Source organism: Lentibacillus sp. L22 (assembly GCF_040812445.1).
Lineage (GTDB): Bacteria > Bacillota > Bacilli > Bacillales > Amphibacillaceae > Lentibacillus_C > Lentibacillus_C daqui.
Map to the genome: position 1 here is coordinate 1 of NZ_JBFNXI010000030.1, position 21,747 is coordinate 21,747.

The window sequence follows — 21,747 nt, forward strand, 5'->3', positions numbered from 1 at the left end:
CCACCTTCTTAATGTAGTGGGATGAACACCAAGTATGCTGGATGCTTCATCGATGGTATACATGTTAGCGATCCTCCTTATTTTTCTACATAACAAAGTTCGACATAAAATGCGAGAATCCTGCTAAAAAGTAATTAATTTTAAATAATTTAGATTAAACTGTTTTGGAACCCTATTGCTAACCTGATTGCCGTTCGAAAGGAAAACAAAGATAATGAAGCCCTCAAAAAAATCATCGATCTGTATCAATCCGATGAAATAAAAGAATTCGTTGAGGAAAACTTCGACGGATCTGCCATCCCTGCTTGGTAAGAGCAGGGGGTAGCTCCTCTGCTCCAGTTTCGGGCGTGACAAAGGGATGGTTCATTTGTCTCGCCCGAAAGATAGCTTTATTTAAGCAGATTGTTTTGCGTTGTTGCAGCCTACTGATTAGTTTTCTCACTTACCCAATCGATTTTACTTCTTGCTCAATCAACTTTCCTTTATTCAAGCTATCCGCTTCTCACTAATTACTCATGCCTTAGGATTTACATTTATTGCCGGGACGCGTTGCCTGTCACTCTGTCCCACCTCTGTGTAAAGATGGCAGGCAACATAGTGATGTTGTTCGATTTCTTGCCAGGTTGGTTTTTGGTGGGCGCAGATGTCCATTGCCATGGGGAAGCGGGTGCGGAACACGCAGCCGCTTGGCGGGTTGATGGGACTGGGCAGTTCTCCTTGTAAAATAATTCGCTCCCGGCTTTCCTCAATATCAGGATCCGGTATCGGTATGGCCGACAATAATGCTTGTGTATAAGGATGCAGCGGGTTTTCGTAAAGGGTATCACTTGTTGTTAATTCCACCATATTCCCCAGATACATCACACCAATTCGATCGGAAATTTGCTTCACCATCGATAAATCATGGGCAATAAATAAGAACGTTAACCCCTTGGTCTGTTGCAATTCCTTCAATAAATTCACAACCTGAGCCTGCACGGATACATCAAGGGCCGAGATCGGTTCATCGGCAATAATAAATTCCGGATCCAATGCCAATGCCCGGGCAATCCCAATCCGTTGCCGCTGCCCGCCGCTGAATTCATGTGGATAACGGTTGGCATGATCACGATTCAAACCCACCTCTTCCAATAGTTCATAGATTCGTTTTAGCTGTTCCTTCCTACGCGAAAATATACCATGGACTTCCAATGGCTCGGCGATCACTTCCCTGACCGTTGAGCGCGGATTTAATGAAGCATACGGATCTTGAAAAATCATTTGCATCTGTCGGTAAAAATGAAACTTTTCCTTACCGTCCAACTCATGTACATTTTTTCCATCATAAACCACATCACCAGCCGTTTTTTCATAGAGTCCCATGATAGTACGCCCAATCGTTGACTTCCCACAACCTGATTCACCAACCAACCCAAACGTTTCCCCTCTATTAACATGGAAGCTAACATCATTGACGGCCTTTAGTAGCTGACCTTTTCCCATATCAAAGTATTTCTTTAGCTGATTCACCTGCAAAATTTTATCAACCATCATCATCCGCTCCTTGCCAATATCGTCTGGCTGCGCATAGCTCCCGTTTATAAAACGTACCTTCAAGTTTAATCATTTCAATTGATTTACCTGTTTTTGGTGCGTGAATCATGCTGCCGTCACCGCAATACATACCGACATGATGGATTCTGCCCGCTCCATCTTTATGTGCAAAAAATAGTAAATCACCCGGTAATAATCGATCAAAAGGAATCGGCACTCCTTGTTTTGCCTGATCTCCGGCATCCCGTGGTATTTGGTATCCGTTCGCTTGATGCATCACATAAGTAAATCCTGAACAATCAAAACCAAACGCACTCATACCACCCCAAAAGTATTCCAACCCAATAAATTGCTCTGCCGTTTCAATGAGCTTATTTCCGGGTTGCTTCCTTGGCCCCTTCGCAGTTAAAAATTTGCTGACCGACGCCTTTGGCAAAAACAATAAACCATGGGGTGCCACCACTTCGACCCGATCACCATGATCACGTTTTAACGGCAGCCTGGTTTGATAGCTGATTTTTAACACACGCTCTCCAGACATCTTTTCCAACCAGGCGAATTTATCGGTAACTGTAATCATCCATTTGCTTGACCAATCCTGAACTGATACTTTTTTCAGCTGCTGGAATGGAACCCACCCGGGATAGCCACGTTCATCCTTATGCGATGGTTGGGTTGGAATAACAATATGGCACCAACCATCCCGCTCATCGATTACCATCACTTTTTCTCCATACAACAGCTGCGTTTGCACCCGATTTTCATCACATAAAGCTACCTTTCTTAAATAATTCTGGCTGGCAATCCATTGATCGATATCAGTCGGGTTACTTATTGCCGGTTGATCTATCTCCCTTGCAGACTCTGGATTTGTCCAGACCGTTGCAACCTGAACCGCTGTCACCCAACATTGATCTGAAGTTTGATCAAACAACTGCTTGGCACCCCCTCTACTTTACCCCTGGCTCGATGATCAAGGTTTTCGTATACGTTGATAGTGTCGCATATACACCAAATGGTACAGCAAAATTCGGTGTGCAATGACCAATTTGAAAGCCGGCCATCACCGGACAAGATAATTCGCTGAAATACTGTTGGAAGACATCGTCTAACCGAAATGAAGGCTTTTCACTTTTTGACTTGGAGAGAGCGAAATCCCCGATCAATAACCCTGCCAAATGATCCAGTTTACCAGCCATTTTTAACTGATTTAGCATGCCATCAACTCGGTATGGCTCCTCACCAATATCCTCGATCAATAACAACTTATTGGCAGTTTCAATTTCAAACTGTGTCCCCAGCGTACTAATTAATAATGATAGATTTCCACCGACCAATTCACCACCAGCTTCCCCTGATACATAAACGTGCAGTGGTGATAATGTGCCCGAATAACAAAGTTTGGCAGGTGCAAACAGCTGCTGAAACAGGTTTGCAGATAATGTATCAAATGTATCCTTGGCAATATCTGATGCCACCATCGGGCCATGAAAAGTAACGAGTCCCGTTACCTGTCTAATCGCTGTATGCAGGAATGTGATATCGCTATATCCCCAAAAAACTTTCGGATTGTGCTGAATCAAGTCATAGTCCAAATTGGCTGCCAATCTGCCTGTTCCATAGCCACCTCGCGCACAAAAAATAGCTTTTACGGCTGGATCCGCAAACATCATATGGATATCAGCCATGCGCTCCTCATCTGTCCCGGCCAAATACCCATATACCTGATGCACATAGTTGCCTAATTTAACGTTTAGTCCCATCTTCTCAAAAAAAGGTATCCCGCAGTTTAATTCATGCTCATTGATTGGGCCGGCTGGTGCGATGATTCCAATCGTATCCCCCTGCTGCAGACGCTCCGGCTGTATCATGATAAAACCTCTTTCCCTTTACAATTATGTATAGAAAGATGCGGCCCACCTAAACTTTAAGCGGGCCATTTCTTTCATGATCCGGGAGATGCGCTTTCCCGAATTCGTACAGTACGCTCCCATTATCGTGATACGTCCCCGAATCCAGGATACGCTCCAATCTACTTTTACTGCTTATCCGCCCATTTCAATTCCAAATACCCAACCGGATGGCGAACAATGTCGGAAATGTTATCTTTGTAAATGTACACTTGATTATAGTAGTGAATTGGAAAAAACGGCATTTCATCGGCCAACATTTTTTCCGCCTCATACATCTCATCCCAACGTTTCTGCTCATCCTTTTCTGATCTCGCCTGTTTGATTAGTTCATCATACTTCTTATTTGACCATCCTGTCCGGTTCATCGTCGAATCGGTAATAAAGCTTTCCAGGAAATTGATAGGGTCACCATAATCAAATAGGAACGAACTCTGTGATAGTTGATGCTTTAAGGCCTTTTGATCATCTAAAAATACGTTCCACTCGGCATTTTCCAAGGTGACATCAACACCCAGATTGTCACTGAACATATTTTGCAAGGTTTCCGCAATTGCTTTATGATTCTCATTTGTACTGTATGATAATGTAACAGGAGGCAATTCATCATAGTCTTCTTCCTCCATGCCCTCTTTCAACAGTTCCTTGGCTTTATCCGGATTAAATTTTACCAGATCTCCATTCGCCTCTCGAAAATCGGCACCGGATGGATCCTTAAATCCTGGTGAAACAAATGCATGGGCCGCTTCTTCCTTATTTTTCGTCACAAAATCAACAATGTCATCCTGATTGACGGCCATCGCAAATGCTTTACGGATTTTTTCATTTTGGAATGGCTCCTCGTTAACGTTAAACCGATAGAAATAAAGCCCTGCCTGATCTTCAATGACCACATCATCGCCTTCAATCAGCTGCTCAGCCATATCAGATGGGATCTCTGTCATATCCAGCTCATCGCTTTGGAACATTTGATATTCTGTGTTTGTTTCTGGAACCATTGCCCAATCAACTTTATTCAGCTTCACGGTATCTTTATCCCAGTATTGATCATTTTTCACCATTTCAATTTTTTTGTCATGATTCCACTTCTCCATTTTGAACGGACCATTGGCTACAAATGAATCTGCTTCCCCATACCATTTCGGATCATCTTTGGCGACCTCCTCATTGACTGGGAAAAACGCCGGGTTGGAAATGATATTCAGGAAAAACCCAGTTGGTGCTGTCAGTGTAACCTCCAAAGTCTTATCATCTTTGGCAGTCACTTTGACATCATCTGCACTGCCATCTCCATTATTAAATTCCTCCCCGCCTTCAATAAAATAACCTAAAAAGGCCGCTGGTGAACCGGTCTCTGGATCAAGCAACTGTTTCCAGGCAAATTCAAAATCACCGGCTGTTACCGGATCCCCATTCGACCAGTTGGCATCATCACGAATGTGGAAAGTGTATGTTTTTTGATCATCAGATATATCCCAGTTTTCAGCCATCGCCGCTTCTGGTTCATTATCCTTTCCCAGCCGTGTCATGCCTTCCATCAAATTGTTCAAGACATTCCATGACACTGCGTCAAAGCCCTCTGGCGGGTTTAATGATGTCGGTTCCTCTCCGTTATTCATGAGCAATACTTTTTCTTCTGTCTGCGCCGTGCCCCCACCACCACTGTCGTCATCTTTGTCCTTGCCAGCATCTTCATTGGCTGTACACGCAACCAAAACAGTCAGCAATAACGCGAATAACCCTGCTAAAAAGCCCTTCTTCATGAACCTTTCCCCCTTTGAATTATGGGTAATCCCCTTTATTTTGTGGCCGCTTGAGCCAACAGCTGTTTAGCCCTCTCATCTTGCAGCCAGCAGTCCACATGGTGGGTAGCTGACAGCTTCGATTGAAACGGATAAACTTTATCACACACCTCCATCGCCATTGGACATCGCGCTGTAAACGGACATCCTTGAGGAGGTGAGAATAAATCAGGTGGTGTACCATCAATCGGGGTTAAATTTGCCCCTTTTAAATCGAGCCTTGGCACCGATTGAAGCAGTCCTCTTGTATAAGGGTGCTGCGGCTGATAAAAGATTTCCCGCTTGGTGCCGACTTCAATAATTTTACCGGCATACATGACAGCAATCCGATCCGCGATTTTGGCAACAACCCCCAAGTCATGCGTAATTAAAATAATCGAAACCCCTGTCCGGCTCTGAATTTTTTCAAACAGTTCCAGTATTTGCGCCTGGATTGTGACATCAAGCGCGGTTGTCGGTTCATCTGCAATCAACAGCTCCGGCTCGCAGATCAGTGCCATGGCAATCACAATCCGTTGCCGCATTCCACCACTAAATTGATGCGGATATTGTTTCAAACGAACTTTCGGATTCGGTATCCCTACTAGCTCCATCATTTCCAGTGCTTTCTTTTTGGCATGTGTGTGTGAAATATCCTGGTGCTGCTTTAACCCTTCCATCAGCTGATTACCAATCGTTAATGTTGGATTAAGTGCGGTCATTGGATCTTGAAAAATCATGGATATATCAACACCACGAATTTTGCTTATTTCTTTATTCGATAACATTGTCAATTCCTGCCCGCGAAACATGATCGAACCGTCAGCTATTTTGCCCGGGGGATCAGGGATGAGCCGCATAATCGCATTCGTTGTCACACTTTTACCACAGCCAGACTCGCCAACAATAGCCAATGTTTCGCCTTTATACAAATCAAAGTTTACCCCGCGTACAGCCTTGACCGTACCACCATAGGTTGAAAAAGTCACATGCAGATTGTTCACTTCCAGAATTTTTTCCAATTCTATCCCCTACTTTCTTAGCTTCGGATCAAGCGCATCTTGCAAGCCATCGCCTAAAACATTAAAAGCAAACATCGTAAACGAGATGAAAAATGCCGGGAAAAATAATGTCCACCAATTACCTGAAAGGATGGCTCCTAATGCATCGTTTGCCATCGTTCCCCAGCTTGCATATGGCGATTGAATCCCCAGTCCCAGAAAACTGAGGAACGCCTCGGCAAAAATGGCACTGGGTACTGTTAAGGTCATTTGTACGATAATTGGTCCCATTGTATTAGGAAGCAAATTTTTATTGATGATCCGCCCCGTTTTTGTGCCAAACGATTTGGAGGCAAGCACAAATTCATAGTTTTTAATTTGCAGCACCTGCCCACGGACAATTCTAGCCATCCCGACCCAGCCGGTTACCGTCAGTGCCAGAATAATAGTTGTCAAACTGGGACCAATCACAACTAAAAATAAAATCACGACAAGCAGATATGGCAGTCCATATAACACTTCAATAATCCGCATCATGATATTATCCGCTCGCCCACCCTTATAACCGGAAATCCCTCCGTAAACAACACCAATAAATAGATCTATCAGTGCTGCCATCAATCCAACAAATAAGGAAATCCTGGCTCCATACCATGTTCTGGTAAATACATCACGCCCTAATGAATCAGTACCAAACCAATGATCTGCGGTTGGCGGCATAAATTGCTCAGATAAGCTACCTTCTCTAACCGAGTAAGGGGACAACATCGGACCAATAATTGCCATAACAGTTAACAGAATTAAAAAAATGAGTCCGGTCATAGCCAGTTTATTTTTCACCAATCGTCGCCATGCATCTTGCCAATAAGATAACGAAGGCCTGGAAACCTTTTCGGCAGCATGTAAATCTTTTTCCTTCCAGTGAAACCACTCGTCTGGCACCTGTTTGTAAGGAGAATGGCTGGTTTGTTCTGATAATGGTTCCATCTCATTCCCCTCCCTTTTTGTGTAGTTTAATGCGAGGATCCAGCAGTCCGTAAGCGATATCGACAAGGAATAACATGAAGATCAGAAACGCGCTATAGAACACAGTGGTTCCCATAATCACCGGATAATCACGCTGATTGATACTTTCCACAAAATATTTTCCCATTCCTGGTATAGCGAAGATCTTCTCAATCACAAAGGTACCGGTTAAAATACTGGCAAGCAATGTCCCCAATATGGTTACCACTGGCATCAGCGCATTTTTCAGTGCATGCTTGATGATAATTTTCCATGGACTAAGGCCTTTTGCCCGGGCCATTTTAATATAATCCTGCGTCAACACCTCCAGCATGGTCGACCGGGTTAACCTGGCAATAATCGCCATCGGCCCGGTTGCCAGTGCAATGATCGGCAGGACCATATGGGCAGGACTCGACCATGTTGCCGGGGGGAATAATTTAATGTTCACCGCCAATTCCTGAATCAGCAATGTTGCCAGTACAAAGTTGGGAATCGAGATACCTAAGACCGCAAAGCTCATGGCGGCATAATCAATCACTTTGTTATGTTTTAATGCTGCAAGAATTCCCAAGACAATTCCGGAAATCAGTGCGACAATGATCGTAGCAAATCCCAATTCAAAAGAAATCGGAAAGCCTCGCCCAAGCAAATCGTTCACAGTCTCAGTCGGCTGTTTGATAGAAGGACCAAAATCAAACGTGACAATTGACTTTAAATAGAGCACATACTGGATATAGTACGGTTTATCCAGATTATAATGCTTCTCCAGATTCGCCTGTACTGTCTCATTCGTTCCCCGCTCCTCATTAAAAGGCGAACCCGGGATGGTGACCATTAAGACAAAAGTCAGGGTAACGATGATCCAAATGGTAACAACCATCAGGAGGAACCGTTTTAAAATAAATCGTGCCATTTTGTCACCTCGCTATCATGTCTGCTATAATCTCTTAATTACTGCTACTGTCAAAAGTAGTGGAAAGGCTGAAAAAGGATATGTATTTTTAGGTTAAAAGCCCTTTGGTAAACGGTTTCAATAGTTTGATAGTAAAGTAACTGTCTATCGATCATCATGCTATACATCACCATTTCCCCGATCCACCCATACTAAAGCACTAAGTTCCCCACTTATATAATTACTAATTTTTTAACAATTTTATCATATATCAACTAAATTGGAAAGACTTATTTGTACAAATTACCCGAATACCTGGAACAGACAAAGTATGCATATTGTAAACTGTACGGCTGCCTGAAAACAACGCAAAAAAGCAGAAACCCAAACAAAAGGATTTCTGCTTCATATTAAATATAAATATTTAAGAAAACTTTGCTACAAGACTATTAAGACGATATTCTGCATCCGTCTGTGATGTTTCTTTTTTTATTTTGACTGGTTCCTTCTGGTCATTAACACGTTCAATATCTGCACCAAGTGCCGCTAATTTACCAGCAAAATCAACATAACCGCGATCCAAATGTTTCAACTCGGTAACACGTGTATACCCTTCTGCACGTAATCCGGCAAGAATAAGAGCTGCAGCTGCACGTAAATCAGTGGCAGCAACCTCTGCACCTTGCAAATCAGTATTACCGTTGATGATCACACTGCGTCCTTCGATTTTCATTTTTGCATTCATGCGACGGAATTCCTCTACATGCATAAAACGATTCTCAAACACGGTTTCCGTAATGACACTTGTACCTTTTGCAAACAGCATCAAAGCCATCATTTGTGACTGCATATCGGTTGGAAATCCTGGATGTGGCAATGTCTTAATATCAGTTGCACTTAAATGTTTCGGGCCGATCACCCGTAACCCGCCTTGTTCATCTTTAACAGTTACATTCATTTCCTCGAGTTTCGAAATCACAGAACGCAAATGTTCACGTACCGCATTCTCAATGAGAATATTTCCTCCTGTAATGGCAGCGGCGACCATGAATGTACCTGCCTCGACCCTGTCAGGAATAATCGCATGTTCAGCGCCACGCAACCTTTCTACACCCTCGATCCAAATGGTTTCAGTACCAGCACCAACAACGCACGCACCCATTTTATTAAGGAAATTTGCCAAGTCTACGATTTCCGGCTCTTTGGCGCAATTTTCAATCACTGTTTTGCCTTCAGCAAGTGCAGCAGCCATCATAATGTTTTCCGTTGCACCAACACTTGGGACATCCAGGTAAATTTTTGCACCTTGAAGTCTGCCATCCGCTTTTGCCTCAACAAAGCCGTTACCGACATGGACTTCGGCACCCATTGCTTCAAATCCTTTTAAATGTAAATCGATTGGTCTTGAACCAATAGCACAACCACCAGGCATAGCAACTTTAGCATGACCATAACGAGCTAATAAGGGCCCCAATACCAACACAGATGCCCGCATTTTACGAACATACTCAAATGGGGCTTCCGTTAATAAGTCCCTTGATGCATCAATCGTAATCGTATTGTTTTCAAAATGTACATTTGCATTCATATTGCGAATGACTTCGTTTATCGTATAAACATCAGCTAAAACCGGAACATCGTGCAAAACGCTTTTTCCTTCACTTGCAATGATACTTGCAGCGATTACTGGAAGCACTGCATTCTTAGCACCTTCAACCTTTACGGCACCATTTAATGGTCTACCGCCGCGAACGATGATTTTTTCCATGTTTCAATCTCCTTCAGTTGCGATTTCTCTATATTAATATTCAGTTATCAAGATAGGTGTTCCAATCGTTAATTTCGGCTTTTCGTTATTGTTGTTGATTGCCACTTGAACATTCACTTTTTCATCCATTATTTTGATGTTCCGGTCCCATAATGGTGTATACCCGTAAATAATTTTATTAACCGTCGAATGTTTAATGGAATCCGTTTGTGTCGAAATTTGACGAATGTTTAAGTCCTTCGCTAATTCCTTTAAAAAATAATCACTACTTATTGTACCATTATTTTCTGTTGTAAGACAAGTAAATACCTGTGCATTTTTTGTGAACATATTCTCAGGGAGTGTATTCATTCTCCTTATGTAACCTTGTTTGATTGTCCGATCCCAGTGATCCCCGCTAATTTCCGCTATTACCTCGGAATGATACCTTGTATTAGTCGGTACAATCACTTTAAACGATTCGGTCATCTCCCCTACTTTATGAGCACCACTAAATGAATATTTTATAACGTTTTCGCCTTTTTCTGTAGAGACTAAATACCTATTTTTTAATTGTTTTACTAATTTGTTCACATTTTTCCGGTCCATCTGTTCTCTGACCGTTACCTGCCAGTTTTCTACGGTTAAATCGTGCTTCGTAACAATGGTTGCCAAATCTATCATTTCATCGTCTGCGGCTTGTGTATATCCAATCGTAGCTTTGGTTATTAGTGCTAGTAATAAAACAAGCAAGAGTCCAGTTTTCTTCATGTCGATTCCTCCTGTTCAAAAACTATCATCAGTATGAACAAGAGGAATAGAAATAATACTGCACAAATTTCGACATATTTAATAGTTTACCAGATTTATATTGACCTCCTTTTTTCAAAAGAGCGCTTTTGGTTAAAAGAGGTACAATAGATCTTGTGACCACTGAAGAATCTCCAGGAAGAAGCGGCTGACTCCAGTACCAATGACAATTGTTATGAATAATAGTAACACTCTTGCCTCTGTGACTTTTCCTTTGCGAACCAGCGGATCAAAATTTATCGTCTGTACAACCTTCCACGTGATAAAGATAAAAATCAAATGCGATATAATGCTGACTACCGCGAGTTGTCCAATTGAAAACATTTCGTTCACACCTTATTCTACGTAATTAGTTATTGTGCTTTTCCCCATTAACTAATATTGGTATGCATATGCACATAACATGCAGGACTTATTTCATACGTGGTCAAGACAAAGAACCACAACAAGTGCAAATGTAGTGTCAGGGAAATTACTATTCAATACTTTGCCATGTACATCGTTGAATGTCAAATGCTCTTTATGAAATACCTGTCGAAAAACAGTTCGTGGCGGAGAAGAAATATTTCATTTCCCGGGAAATATCGACATGATTTGGGTAGCTCCCTAAACCCAAGCTACAAACCGTTTAACCTCTTACCGCATCAATTCCACATTGGTGTTTGTCGCTTTTAGGAGGATGTTCAAAAAATCTGCTAAAATCAGGCAGCGTTTCTTCCAAAAAGCGAAAAAAGCCCCCACAATTGTGAGAGACTTTCTACCTTTTAACGAGCAATGCTCAATCGGTTGGATGCTCGTTTGAGTGCTAATTCTGCCCGTTGGAAGTCAATTTCATCCTGTTTGGACTGAAGACGTTGCTCTGCTCGTGTTTTGGCACGTTCAGCGCGTTCGACATCGATATCAGAAGGTCGCTCGGCAGACTGGGCAAGAATGGTCACCCGATCCGGACGAACCTCTAAAAAACCGCCATTAACCGCCAATCGTTCTACATTATTGCCGTTTTTCAAGCGTACTGCACTGATCGTCAACGGAGCGACTAATGGAATATGGCCCGCTAAAATACCAAGTTCTCCGTTTTCAGCTTTACAGCTAACCATCTCATAACTATCTTCCAAAACTGGACCATCAGGAGTAACAACACTCACCGTTAGTGTTTTCAATGTAACCCCTCCTTGTCTAGCTCCATCGCCCAGCGGCTAGTGGACTTCCTTCGCCTTCGTACGATAAGTCAACATCGGCTCGGGGGCAAAGGAAGGCCGACTAAGAACGGGCTTGCGCTCAGGCGTCGGCATACCCCTTTTGCAGGGCATGTTTCCTTTATCTCCTACGGCTTAGTCCAGTCCATACGCCGCTACCCGGACGATTTCGCCTTTCTTAAGACTCTTGAGACAGCATTGGTTTTTAGCCCATATAGCTACTGGTAAAACTGCTGCCCACAAAGGTCTGCTTATTGTTCCATTGCTTTCGCTTTTTCAACTACCTCTTCAATTCGTCCAACCAAACGGAACGCATCTTCAGGCAAGTCATCATATTTTCCATCCAGGATTTCACGGAAGTCTTTGACTGTTTCTTTAACTGGAACATATGAGCCTTTCTGTCCCGTAAACTGTTCCGCAACATGGAAGTTTTGTGATAAGAAGAATTGAATACGACGTGCGCGTGCTACTGTCAATTTATCTTCATCAGAAAGTTCATCCATACCAAGAATAGCAATAATATCTTGCAATTCTTTATAACGTTGCAGTGTTTGTTGAACTTCACGAGCAACTTCGTAATGTTCGTTTCCGACAATATCCGGATCCAATGCACGTGATGTAGATGCTAATGGATCCACTGCCGGGTAAATACCTTGCTCGGATAACCCACGATCAAGGTTGGTCGTCGCATCCAAGTGTGCAAATGTTGTCGCAGGTGCCGGGTCAGTATAGTCATCTGCTGGTACATAAATGGCTTGGATCGAGGTTACCGATCCTTTATTTGTCGAAGTAATCCGTTCCTGCAATTGACCCATTTCTGTTGCCAGTGTTGGCTGATAACCAACCGCAGATGGCATCCGGCCAAGCAATGCGGAAACTTCAGATCCTGCTTGGGTAAAACGGAAAATATTATCGATAAATAATAGCACGTCCTGACCTTGCTCATCACGGAAATATTCCGCCATGGTCAATCCGGTCAATGCCACCCGCATCCGTGCTCCAGGTGGCTCGTTCATTTGTCCGAATACCATCGCAGTTTTTGCGATAACACCAGAATCTTTCATTTCATAGTAAAGGTCGTTCCCTTCACGTGTCCGTTCACCAACACCGGCAAATACGGAAATACCACCATGCTCTTGGGCAATGTTATTAATTAACTCCTGGATTAATACCGTTTTCCCTACACCGGCACCACCAAACAAGCCGATTTTACCACCCTTGATATATGGTGCAAGCAGGTCTACAACTTTAATTCCCGTTTCCAAAATTTCTGTATCTGTTGCAAGATCTTCAAATTTTGGTGAATCCCGGTGGATCGGATCCCTGCGAATCCCTTTATCCAATGGCTCATCCAAGTCGATATGATCACCAAGTACATTAAATACACGGCCAAGGGTAGCATCCCCAACCGGCACCGATATTGGACCGCCCAAATCTTGTACTTCCATACCACGCATGACACCGTCTGTTGATGACATGGCAATGGTTCTTACTGCATTGTCACCAAGATGAAGCGCCACTTCCAATGTAAGATCGATACTTACATGTGAATCGTCTTCAGCTTTATAATCGATCTGCAACGCATTTAAAATATCAGGGAGATTGTCGTCATCAAAGCGTACATCGACAACTGGTCCCATGACTTGTGTAACGTAACCTTTCGACATTTGTTTCCCTCCTATCTAACTTTCAACCGCTAAAGCACTATTCCAAAGCAGCTGCACCGCCGACAATTTCCGTGATTTCCTGTGTGATGGCTGCCTGGCGTGCACGGTTATAAGTTAATGATAAATCATCAATAATATCTTTTGCGTTATCTTTTGCATTCCGCATTGCATTCATCCTTGCAGCATGTTCACTAGCTTTTCCATCCAATAATGCACCATAAATCAGGCTTTCTGCATACTGTGGCAAAAGCACATCTAAAATTGCTTCTTCACTTGGTTCGTATTCATAAGCGCTTTTTATTTGCGATTCTGATTGGATATCCGTTAATGGTAAAAGCTTCTTCGCTGTCACCTGCTGAGAGATTCTGCTGACAAAATGATTGTAAAATAAATTCAATTCATCGATTTCCCCGTCGATAAACATGTTAACCGTCTCACTTGCCAATGCCTTAATGTCAGCAAAATTCGGCTGATCAGCAAGCCCGAGAATACTTTTTACCACCGGAATGTTCCGGTTTTTGAAAAAATCGTAGCCAATGCGTCCGGCAACGATAATCGCATATTCATCCTCCGATTGATGACGTTTGGCAATTGTTTGATGTAACTCCCGTAAAACATTACTGTTATATGCACCTGCCAGCCCACGGTCCGACGTAATAACAAGGTACCCGGTCTTTTTTACATCGCGCGATTGCAACATCGGATGCTCTACACTTGTGTTGTTTGTTGCAATACTAGCTACGACTTCCTGAATCTTTTCACTATAAGGTACAAACGAGCGTGCATTTTGTTCGGCACGGGTCAATTTAGAGGCGGATACCATTTCCATTGCCCCGGTAATTTTATTCATGTTCTTCGTGGAATCAATCCGATGTTTAATATCTCTAAGTGATGCCAAGCTTGTTCACCGCCTTTCGTAACAGAGTACAAGACATGGGACTTGTGCCGAAATTCGGTTCCCCTAATTTCGACATTCATGTCCCCATATGTCTTATCTATTTATCGCTAGGTAAAAATGTTTTCTTAAATGATTCAACCGCATCATTCATAGCCTCTGTATCTTGTTGTTTTCCAGTGTCATGAATTGCTGACAGTAATTCTTTGCGGTTTTCATCCAGCCATAAATGGAACTCTTCTTCAAAACGGGTGACATCCTCCACTGGAATATCATCAAGGAAACCTTTTGTTAATGCATAAATGATCATTACCTGTTTTTCAACAGCCAATGGTTTATGCAATCCTTGCTTCAGAACTTCAACCGTCCGTTCCCCACGATCCAACTTCGCTTTCGTTGCTTTATCCAAATCTGACCCAAATTGGGCAAATGATTCAAGTTCACGGAACGAGGCCAAGTCCAAACGCAATGTACCAGCAACTTTTTTCATTGCTTTAATTTGTGCGGAACCACCAACACGAGATACCGAAAGTCCAGGGTTGATAGCTGGTCGTACACCTGAGAAGAACAAATCAGATTGCAAGAAGATTTGGCCGTCCGTAATTGAGATCACGTTGGTTGGAATATATGCACCAATATCCCCTGCCTGTGTTTCTACAAACGGCAATGCTGTTAACGATCCGCCACCCAGATCGTCATTTAATTTGGCGGCGCGTTCCAGTAAGCGGGAATGCAGGTAGAATACATCCCCTGGGAATGCTTCACGGCCTGGTGGACGACGTAAAAGCAGTGACAGTTCACGATATGCAGCTGCCTGTTTGGTAAGGTCATCGTATACGACCAATACATGCTTGCCGTTATACATAAATTCTTCACCCATGGATACACCCGCATACGGAGCAAGGTATAGTAGTGGAGCGGGCTCTGCTGCCCCTGCAGAAACGACAATAGTTTTATCCAACACACCATAGCGGCGGAATGTTTCAACTGTTCCACGAACTGTCGATTCTTTTTGTCCAATTGCAACATAAATACAAATCATGTCTTCATCTTTTTGATTAATAATCGTATCAACCGCAATCGTTGTTTTACCTGTTTGCCGGTCGCCGATAATCAATTCACGCTGCCCGCGTCCGATCGGTACCAGTGCGTCAATTGCCTTAATCCCTGTTTGTAAAGGCTCATCAACAGATTTACGTGCCATTACCCCCGGCGCCGGTGATTCAATTGGGCGGGTTTTGGTTGTTCCCACCGATCCTTTACCATCTATTGGTTGACCTAATGGATTCACCACGCGTCCCAACAATTCCTCTCCAACCGGTACTTGCATAATTCTGCCTGTACGACGAACCTCATCGCCTTCTTTAATATCTGAATATGGACCCAGGATAACAATCCCGACATTACCTTCTTCCAGGTTTTGTGCCATACCCATGACACCATTGGAGAATTCAATCAGCTCTCCGGCCATACAATTATCCAGTCCGTGAGCCCGGGCAATCCCGTCCCCAATTTCAATGACGGTTCCGACATCACTTACTTCAATTTGTGCGTCGAAATCTTCAATTTGCTGTTTGATCAGTGTACTGATTTCTTCAGCCTTGATGCTCATACCATTTCACCCCTATCATCATTTGTTTGCAGTTACAATACGCCGTTCGATGCGTTTCAGTTTTCCACTGACGGAACCATCAAAAATCGTGTTCCCCATCCGGATTTTTATGCCTCCGATCAGGGAAGGATCTACTTTATTTTCAAGTTTGACAGCTGTTTTATTTAATCGCTTGGCAAATGTTTGTTCAAGTTGTTTCAATTCGGCATCTGATAATGCACGAACGGAATAGACATTCGCTACTGCAATTCCTTTCACATCATTTGCCAACTGGCTTAAATGATCAATAACGGATGGAATGATCTCTATACGATGACGCTCAACCAGCATTTTCAATGTGTTTACAACATCGTTTGACAGACCTTGAAACACTTCGCCCAGGAATTGTTTCTTTTTCGCATTATCAACGCGAGGATGCTCCAGGAATGTAACCAACTTTTTATTTGCCTGAAAAACTTCTTTCACAACAAGAAATTCATCCACTAGTTTATCCAGTACTTTCTTTTCGTTTCCGAGTTGAAAAAGAGCATCTGCATATCTTTTAGCCACTACTGACTCACTCATCGCTCTTCTCCTGCCTCTTTGATATAGTCATTGATCAGTTTCTCCTGGTCGCTTTCACTAATTTCCTTTTCAATTACCTTACTTGCAATCAGTACTGATAATGATGCCACTTTATCTTGCAGTGCCTGGATGGCCTTTTCTTTCTCGTTTTGAATTTCTTCTTGTGCAGCTTGTTTGATTCGCTCTGCCTCTTGTTTAGCAGTATCGATAATCTCTTGTTCTTGTTTTGAGCCAAGCTTTTTTGCATCTTCAATGATCGATTGTGCCTCTTGCTTGGTTTGTTTCAACTGTTTGGTTGCTTCTTCTTGTGCACGTTCTGCCTCGGCACGACTCTTCTCAGCAGCTTCAATTTCAGATACCACATATTCTTCACGCTTTTGCATGATGTTCATTAATGGTCTCCAAGCAAACTTGCGCAGTAATAGGAGTAAAATAATAAAAGCCACTAATTGCACAATCATATCGCCAACATTTAATCCGCCGATTGCCGCATGAATGGTAGAAACCCCAGTGAATGCTTGCACACAATTCACTCCTTTCGCATTGCTAGAAATGATTCCGATATTTGTTTGGATCTCATACGTAAGTCGGACACGCTAAACACGAATTTACGCTTTTCTTATAAATAAAGGCGAAGATTCTTTGGAAGAGATGCTCCGCCATTGTTCAGTTCTATTGACCCATTACGATAAATGCGATAACCACTGCCAGGATCGGTACAACCTCAACCAAACCAGCACCAATAAATGCCGTAGTTTGCAGTTGACCTCTTAGTTCCGGTTGACGTGCAATTCCTTCTACTGTACGACTAAAGATAAGACCGTTACCAATACCAGCACCGATTGCGGCTAATCCTACTGCAAGTGCAGCTGCTAAAACACCTAAACTCATGTTAAATTCCTCCTAGAAAAATATAATTTTTATGATGCACCGTTTAAACGAATTGTTTAACCAGCCAACTAACATTAGCAAAAAATTTAATGTTCACTAGTTACTTTATGGGACATGTAAACTAGCGTTAATAATGTAAAAATGAACGCCTGGATACCCCCGACAAATATACTAAATCCTTGCCATGCGAGCATCGGTATAATGCCAAGAATTGCTCCTCCAACACCTGTTGTCATGAGCCCGGCCAAGAGGGCTAATAGAACCTCACCAGCATAAATGTTTCCAAACAAACGAAGTCCTAATGTAAGGGAGTTCGCAAATTCTTCTATTAACTTAATTGGGAAGAATATCGGAAACGGTTTAAAGAAGTCACTTGCATACTCTTTTCCACCCCGAACCTTTATTCCATAGAAGTTTGTCAGCAAGATAATCATTACGGATAATGTAAGTGTTACCCCTGCATCTGAAGTAGGTGATTTCCACCATAGGTCATGTCCAAATGTCATCATGGTAGCAACTCCCATTATGTTACTGACAAAAATATAAGTAATTAATGTCAAAGCAAGTGGTAAGAATGTCTTTCCTGTTTTCCAATCCATTGTATCGGTGACCATACCCTTAACAAAATCAACAATCCATTCAATAAAATTCTGCACTTTTGTTGGTTTCATTTTTAAGTTTCTTGCAGCAAGCGTAAAGACAATAAACGTAATCGCCGATGCTATAATGATCGTCATTACATTAGATAAATTAAAATCAAGCCAGGATATTCCAAATACATTCTCTACTATCGGTGCTTCATGATCCACCTTTTTCACCCCTCTTTCGTACAAGTTACTTCCCAAATTCGGAAACAAAAAAATCTATCATAATGACAATATAAGATGTCATTATTCCAATGATCACTGCAATAATGTTGAAATATGCATCATAGTGAAGTGCAATCATTATTGCGATTCCCACAGCAGCAAGTCTGGACAAAAAACTTATATCCCTTATTTTTTGCTTCTTGACAATGGCCTCACCAATTGCATCCATTCTTCTTTGTAAGAGCCATAGGTTATACAAACTCACTGCACTCCCTAAAAGAAGACCGAGAAAAACCCTGGGGATTGGTGTGAATCCAGCTCCCAGCACCCAGATGGCGAGAAGATAAAACATCCATTTTCGTTCTCTGGCTATCATCTTTTGATATTGTGACATTTTTTCTTCTCCCATTATCATATCTGTTAAATGGCATGCTTTTTAACCGGCATTTTTAATAGAACCAGCAGAGTATTTTGCCTGTTATGAAATTTATTTACATGGGTAAACTTCATTCCAGATGCCCTTATTCAGTAATATGTAAGAAAGATCACTGATTTTGCTGAAAAGTTCCTTTATACTGTTGTGATTCATGTCCAATATACAGCGTTAAAAATTGACATTCATATGGATGATTCCTGTGAAAATTGAACATAACAGACAAACATAAAGTTACTTCTTTCACAATATAAGTGTAAACCCTACCACGCCACACTATGCAGTGTACAATAGCCATATCTTATTGTCAATCAGTTCAAGGGAGAAAAAATATTTAGTAGTAATTTTTCCTTTTCGCTGTTTATTTGTCGATTTTAACCAAAGTTGAAGCAGTCATTTCGCAATCATTCCGGGAGCAACCAGTTGATTTATTTTCATTATAAAGGATATAAAGGACATTTTGGCGCGTTTTTATGACAGTTTTGTGAACAAGGGAAAAATTATATTCTCTCCCTATCAAAAAATGAAGGGCGAATAACCCTTCATTTTTCTCCAATTTCCAATTCCGTCTCATAGCTTTCATATTCGCCATTTTCCATTTCTACGGTGATTAACGCTTTATATGTCCCTGGTTTACCAAGATCGCGCTTGGTCATTTCGCCTTCATTTACCCCTACTTTAGGTTCATCAATAGTGATAAAGGGGCGATCGTATAACAATGTTCCAGCATCATATAGCTGTACCTCCACCCGTTTCGCCGGATCAGTGACATACAATTGATACTTGTAACTATCCTCCGAAAGTGGCTTCAACGTTAAATCAAATCCCATTGCTTTTGGATAATCAGCCGATTGATTCACGAAAAGATATGGCAGATGATAAGCTTGTTTTCCTTGACGCAACGTTAGCCAGCCTTGATAGACACCTTTGTCCAGCAAATGACTTGTAACACCCAATTTCACCTGCACCTTTTTGCGGTCGTGCGGTTGAACGGCAAACGTTTGCGGCAGTTGAAAATGCAGTCCTTTTTCCGCCTTGGGGATATCAAACGAATAACTTTGCTCTTGATCTGTCGTGTTTTCGATAACAAGATTAACCGTCTTATCCCGGCTCTGACCGGTTATTTTCCCAAACGACAATAACGGATTATCAATAATAGTACCCGTGTTAATGGCTTGATCGGGCTGAATTTGTCCCATTCCCTGTTCGATTGGATCAGCTAATTTATCTTTTTGTTCCAGTGGCAGGGCGGTTGTCTTCAGTGCTCCTTCCAATTTGGCAACCGACCAATCAGGATGTGCTTCCTTCAATAGGGCAAGCGCACCGGTCACATGTGGTGCTGCCATGCTCGTCCCCTGTAATTCACGATACCCATCCGGTACTGTGCTTAAAATATTTGCGCCCGGGGCGATGACTTCCGGTTTAATATCCCAATCAACAGTTACCGGCCCACGCGAACTAAAATCAGCGACCATTTCCCCGGTTTCTTGATATTTCGTTTCCAGATACAGCCGATCTTTTGGCATTTTAGACCGTAACCATTCTCCTGTCTGTTGTGTAACAGTAGCAACCGGAATACCTACCGGGTCTTGGTCATTTTCCACCGAACCTTGGAAAGACCCTTTTTCATTATTATAAATGATGACTGCTTCAGCCCCCGCTTCTTCAGCCATTTTTGCTTTTTTGTAAAATGGAATCTTGCCACGTTTCATCAAGGCGATTTTGCCCCGAACGTTATCGTCTTTCCCCGTCATCAGAGCAACCGGATAATCAGTATCCAAACCCCATGTTGGTGAGCCAAGCATCGGCATCATCGACAATGATTGATCTTCCGTTGGTTCATACAAAAATGGCAATGATTGCGGCATAGACAACGCACCGACAGACAGTGCTTTGCTAGCGGTTGCCGGAGATCCGACTGTCCAATGATCCGGGCCGCTGTTACCATTTGCAATCACAACTGCAACCCCATGTTCAACAGCGCGATTAACAGCAATGCTCGTCGGATAATCCGGACCATTTACCGTGTTTCCCAATGATAAATTGACAATGTCTACTCCATCATCCACCGCCTGTTCCAGTGCCGCAATTACCTGAATCGAGGTCCCTTGTCCACCTGGTCCCAATGCCCGGTACGCATGAATCTCAGCATCCGGCGCCACTCCTTTTAATTCGCCATCCGCTGCAATAATCCCAGCAACATGCGTTCCATGAAAAGTTGGCATCCCCTGTGAAGGAATCGTCTCCATGGGATCATCATCCAAATCAACCATGTCGTACCCTTTTTTATAATTACTTTTTAAATCTGGATGATGGTAGTCTATCCCTGTATCAATAATACCGACCGTCACTCCTTTACCTGTATAAGATGTATCGTTAAGGTCACCAGGCAGAACAGCATTTGTATCGATATTTTTTAATGTGTCATCATTTATGTTCTGATTATCTTTATCATGGTCAGGCTTCTTGCTAAAATTCAAAAATCTATCTTTTAATGATACATGTTTTTCCGAGTGATTTTTCACTGATAAATCATTCGTCTCGTATGTCGTAACCGGATGAACCGCTTTTATAAAATCAAGTGAATTCATTTTCGAAAGCTTTTTCGGATCAGCTCGGAGTGCCAATCCATGAAAAAGCTTCTTATATGTAGCAACCACTTCAACGGAAGGATAATATGTTTCAATATACTTTTTGTGTTTAGCCGCATCCCCGTTCACTTCGATAATGATTGATGTTTTATCATCATCATGATCGTGAAAGCGTGATTTTTCATCATGTTCATTACCAGGATGTGCCGGTACATTGGTTTGCCAGGACACCATGAAGATGAACATAATCGTCAGGATGGCAAATAGTTTGTGCATGAAGAAGTCCCCTTTTTCACCTTATTTTTTGGAATAAGTGGGGAAATCATGCATGGTTTGAAGAAAATTGTTTTGCGGTATATTTTTTATCATAGATGATCACGCGTTTGGAGGGGCACCCGGGGCTAAAA

Annotated in this window: 21 protein-coding genes; 1 reads left to right on the top strand and 20 read right to left on the bottom strand. The window is 42.4% G+C overall.

Annotated features, from left to right (window positions below):
* Positions 1-174 precede the first annotated feature (174 nt).
* Positions 175-312 carry a MetQ/NlpA family ABC transporter substrate-binding protein gene (locus ABRT01_RS12615; RefSeq protein ID WP_269412625.1) on the top strand — a complete coding sequence of 46 codons (138 nt, stop codon included), beginning with the start codon at positions 175-177 and terminating at the stop codon, positions 310-312.
* Positions 313-513: 201 nt separating this feature from the next.
* On the opposite strand, the gene ABRT01_RS12620 is transcribed toward ABRT01_RS12615, so the two are convergent.
* From ABRT01_RS12620 to ABRT01_RS12715, 20 genes are all read right to left on the bottom strand, one after another.
* Positions 514-1,530 carry an ABC transporter ATP-binding protein gene (locus tag ABRT01_RS12620; protein ID WP_367747602.1) on the bottom strand — a complete coding sequence of 339 codons (1,017 nt, stop codon included), beginning with the start codon at positions 1,528-1,530 and terminating at the stop codon, positions 514-516.
* Entirely contained in the window at positions 1,523-2,467 is a 945-nt protein-coding gene (locus ABRT01_RS12625; protein ID WP_269410464.1) for a C40 family peptidase, read from the bottom strand. Before ABRT01_RS12625 ends, ABRT01_RS12620 begins: the two co-directional genes overlap by 8 nt.
* A 16-nt stretch (positions 2,468-2,483) precedes the next feature.
* Positions 2,484-3,404 carry a S66 peptidase family protein gene (locus tag ABRT01_RS12630; protein ID WP_269410465.1) on the bottom strand — a complete coding sequence of 307 codons (921 nt, stop codon included), beginning with the start codon at positions 3,402-3,404 and terminating at the stop codon, positions 2,484-2,486.
* Positions 3,405-3,571: 167 nt separating this feature from the next.
* A complete protein-coding gene (locus ABRT01_RS12635) occupies positions 3,572-5,206 on the bottom strand; it encodes a peptide ABC transporter substrate-binding protein (RefSeq protein ID WP_367747606.1) in 1,635 nt (544 codons plus the stop codon).
* Positions 5,207-5,241: 35 nt separating this feature from the next.
* The gene (locus ABRT01_RS12640; RefSeq protein ID WP_367747609.1) at positions 5,242-6,246 is read right to left on the bottom strand and encodes an ABC transporter ATP-binding protein; all 1,005 of its coding nucleotides are present in this window, start codon (positions 6,244-6,246) and stop codon (positions 5,242-5,244) included.
* Between the two features lie 9 nt (positions 6,247-6,255).
* Complete coding sequence (locus ABRT01_RS12645; protein WP_269410468.1) at positions 6,256-7,212, bottom strand: ABC transporter permease; 957 nt, start codon at positions 7,210-7,212, stop codon at positions 6,256-6,258.
* Between the two features lies 1 nt (position 7,213).
* The gene (locus ABRT01_RS12650; protein WP_269410469.1) at positions 7,214-8,146 is read right to left on the bottom strand and encodes an ABC transporter permease; all 933 of its coding nucleotides are present in this window, start codon (positions 8,144-8,146) and stop codon (positions 7,214-7,216) included.
* Positions 8,147-8,549: 403 nt separating this feature from the next.
* The gene (murA, locus tag ABRT01_RS12655; protein ID WP_367747613.1) at positions 8,550-9,893 is read right to left on the bottom strand and encodes a UDP-N-acetylglucosamine 1-carboxyvinyltransferase; all 1,344 of its coding nucleotides are present in this window, start codon (positions 9,891-9,893) and stop codon (positions 8,550-8,552) included.
* A gap of 33 nt (positions 9,894-9,926) precedes the next feature.
* Complete coding sequence (locus tag ABRT01_RS12660) at positions 9,927-10,643, bottom strand: YwmB family TATA-box binding protein (protein ID WP_367747616.1); 717 nt, start codon at positions 10,641-10,643, stop codon at positions 9,927-9,929.
* Positions 10,644-10,775: 132 nt separating this feature from the next.
* On the bottom strand, positions 10,776-11,006 hold the full coding sequence (locus tag ABRT01_RS12665; protein WP_367747619.1) for a DUF1146 family protein: 231 nt from the start codon (positions 11,004-11,006) through the stop codon (positions 10,776-10,778).
* A 440-nt stretch (positions 11,007-11,446) separates the two neighbouring features.
* A complete protein-coding gene (locus ABRT01_RS12670) occupies positions 11,447-11,842 on the bottom strand; it encodes a F0F1 ATP synthase subunit epsilon (protein ID WP_269410473.1) in 396 nt (131 codons plus the stop codon).
* A gap of 287 nt (positions 11,843-12,129) precedes the next feature.
* A complete protein-coding gene (gene atpD / locus ABRT01_RS12675; RefSeq protein WP_269410474.1) occupies positions 12,130-13,545 on the bottom strand; it encodes a F0F1 ATP synthase subunit beta in 1,416 nt (471 codons plus the stop codon).
* Positions 13,546-13,582: 37 nt separating this feature from the next.
* On the bottom strand, positions 13,583-14,443 hold the full coding sequence (gene atpG, locus ABRT01_RS12680) for an ATP synthase F1 subunit gamma (RefSeq protein WP_269410475.1): 861 nt from the start codon (positions 14,441-14,443) through the stop codon (positions 13,583-13,585).
* 97 nt (positions 14,444-14,540) lie between these two features.
* Positions 14,541-16,052, bottom strand: a complete 1,512-nt coding sequence (atpA, locus tag ABRT01_RS12685) for a F0F1 ATP synthase subunit alpha (protein WP_269410476.1) — start codon at positions 16,050-16,052, stop codon at positions 14,541-14,543.
* 18 nt (positions 16,053-16,070) lie between these two features.
* Entirely contained in the window at positions 16,071-16,616 is a 546-nt protein-coding gene (locus ABRT01_RS12690) for a F0F1 ATP synthase subunit delta (protein ID WP_269410477.1), read from the bottom strand.
* Positions 16,613-17,140, bottom strand: a complete 528-nt coding sequence (atpF, locus tag ABRT01_RS12695) for a F0F1 ATP synthase subunit B (protein ID WP_269410478.1) — start codon at positions 17,138-17,140, stop codon at positions 16,613-16,615. The genes ABRT01_RS12690 and atpF overlap by 4 nt, the downstream gene beginning before the upstream one ends.
* A gap of 148 nt (positions 17,141-17,288) precedes the next feature.
* A complete protein-coding gene (atpE, locus tag ABRT01_RS12700) occupies positions 17,289-17,507 on the bottom strand; it encodes a F0F1 ATP synthase subunit C (RefSeq protein ID WP_269410479.1) in 219 nt (72 codons plus the stop codon).
* An 86-nt stretch (positions 17,508-17,593) separates the two neighbouring features.
* Complete coding sequence (atpB, locus tag ABRT01_RS12705; RefSeq protein ID WP_269410480.1) at positions 17,594-18,316, bottom strand: F0F1 ATP synthase subunit A; 723 nt, start codon at positions 18,314-18,316, stop codon at positions 17,594-17,596.
* Between the two features lie 25 nt (positions 18,317-18,341).
* Positions 18,342-18,710, bottom strand: a complete 369-nt coding sequence (locus ABRT01_RS12710) for an ATP synthase subunit I (RefSeq protein ID WP_269410481.1) — start codon at positions 18,708-18,710, stop codon at positions 18,342-18,344.
* Between the two features lie 581 nt (positions 18,711-19,291).
* Positions 19,292-21,616 (bottom strand): S8 family serine peptidase, encoded by a 2,325-nt coding sequence (locus ABRT01_RS12715; RefSeq protein WP_269410482.1) that lies wholly within the window; start codon positions 21,614-21,616, stop codon positions 19,292-19,294.
* Positions 21,617-21,747: the final 131 nt, after the last annotated feature.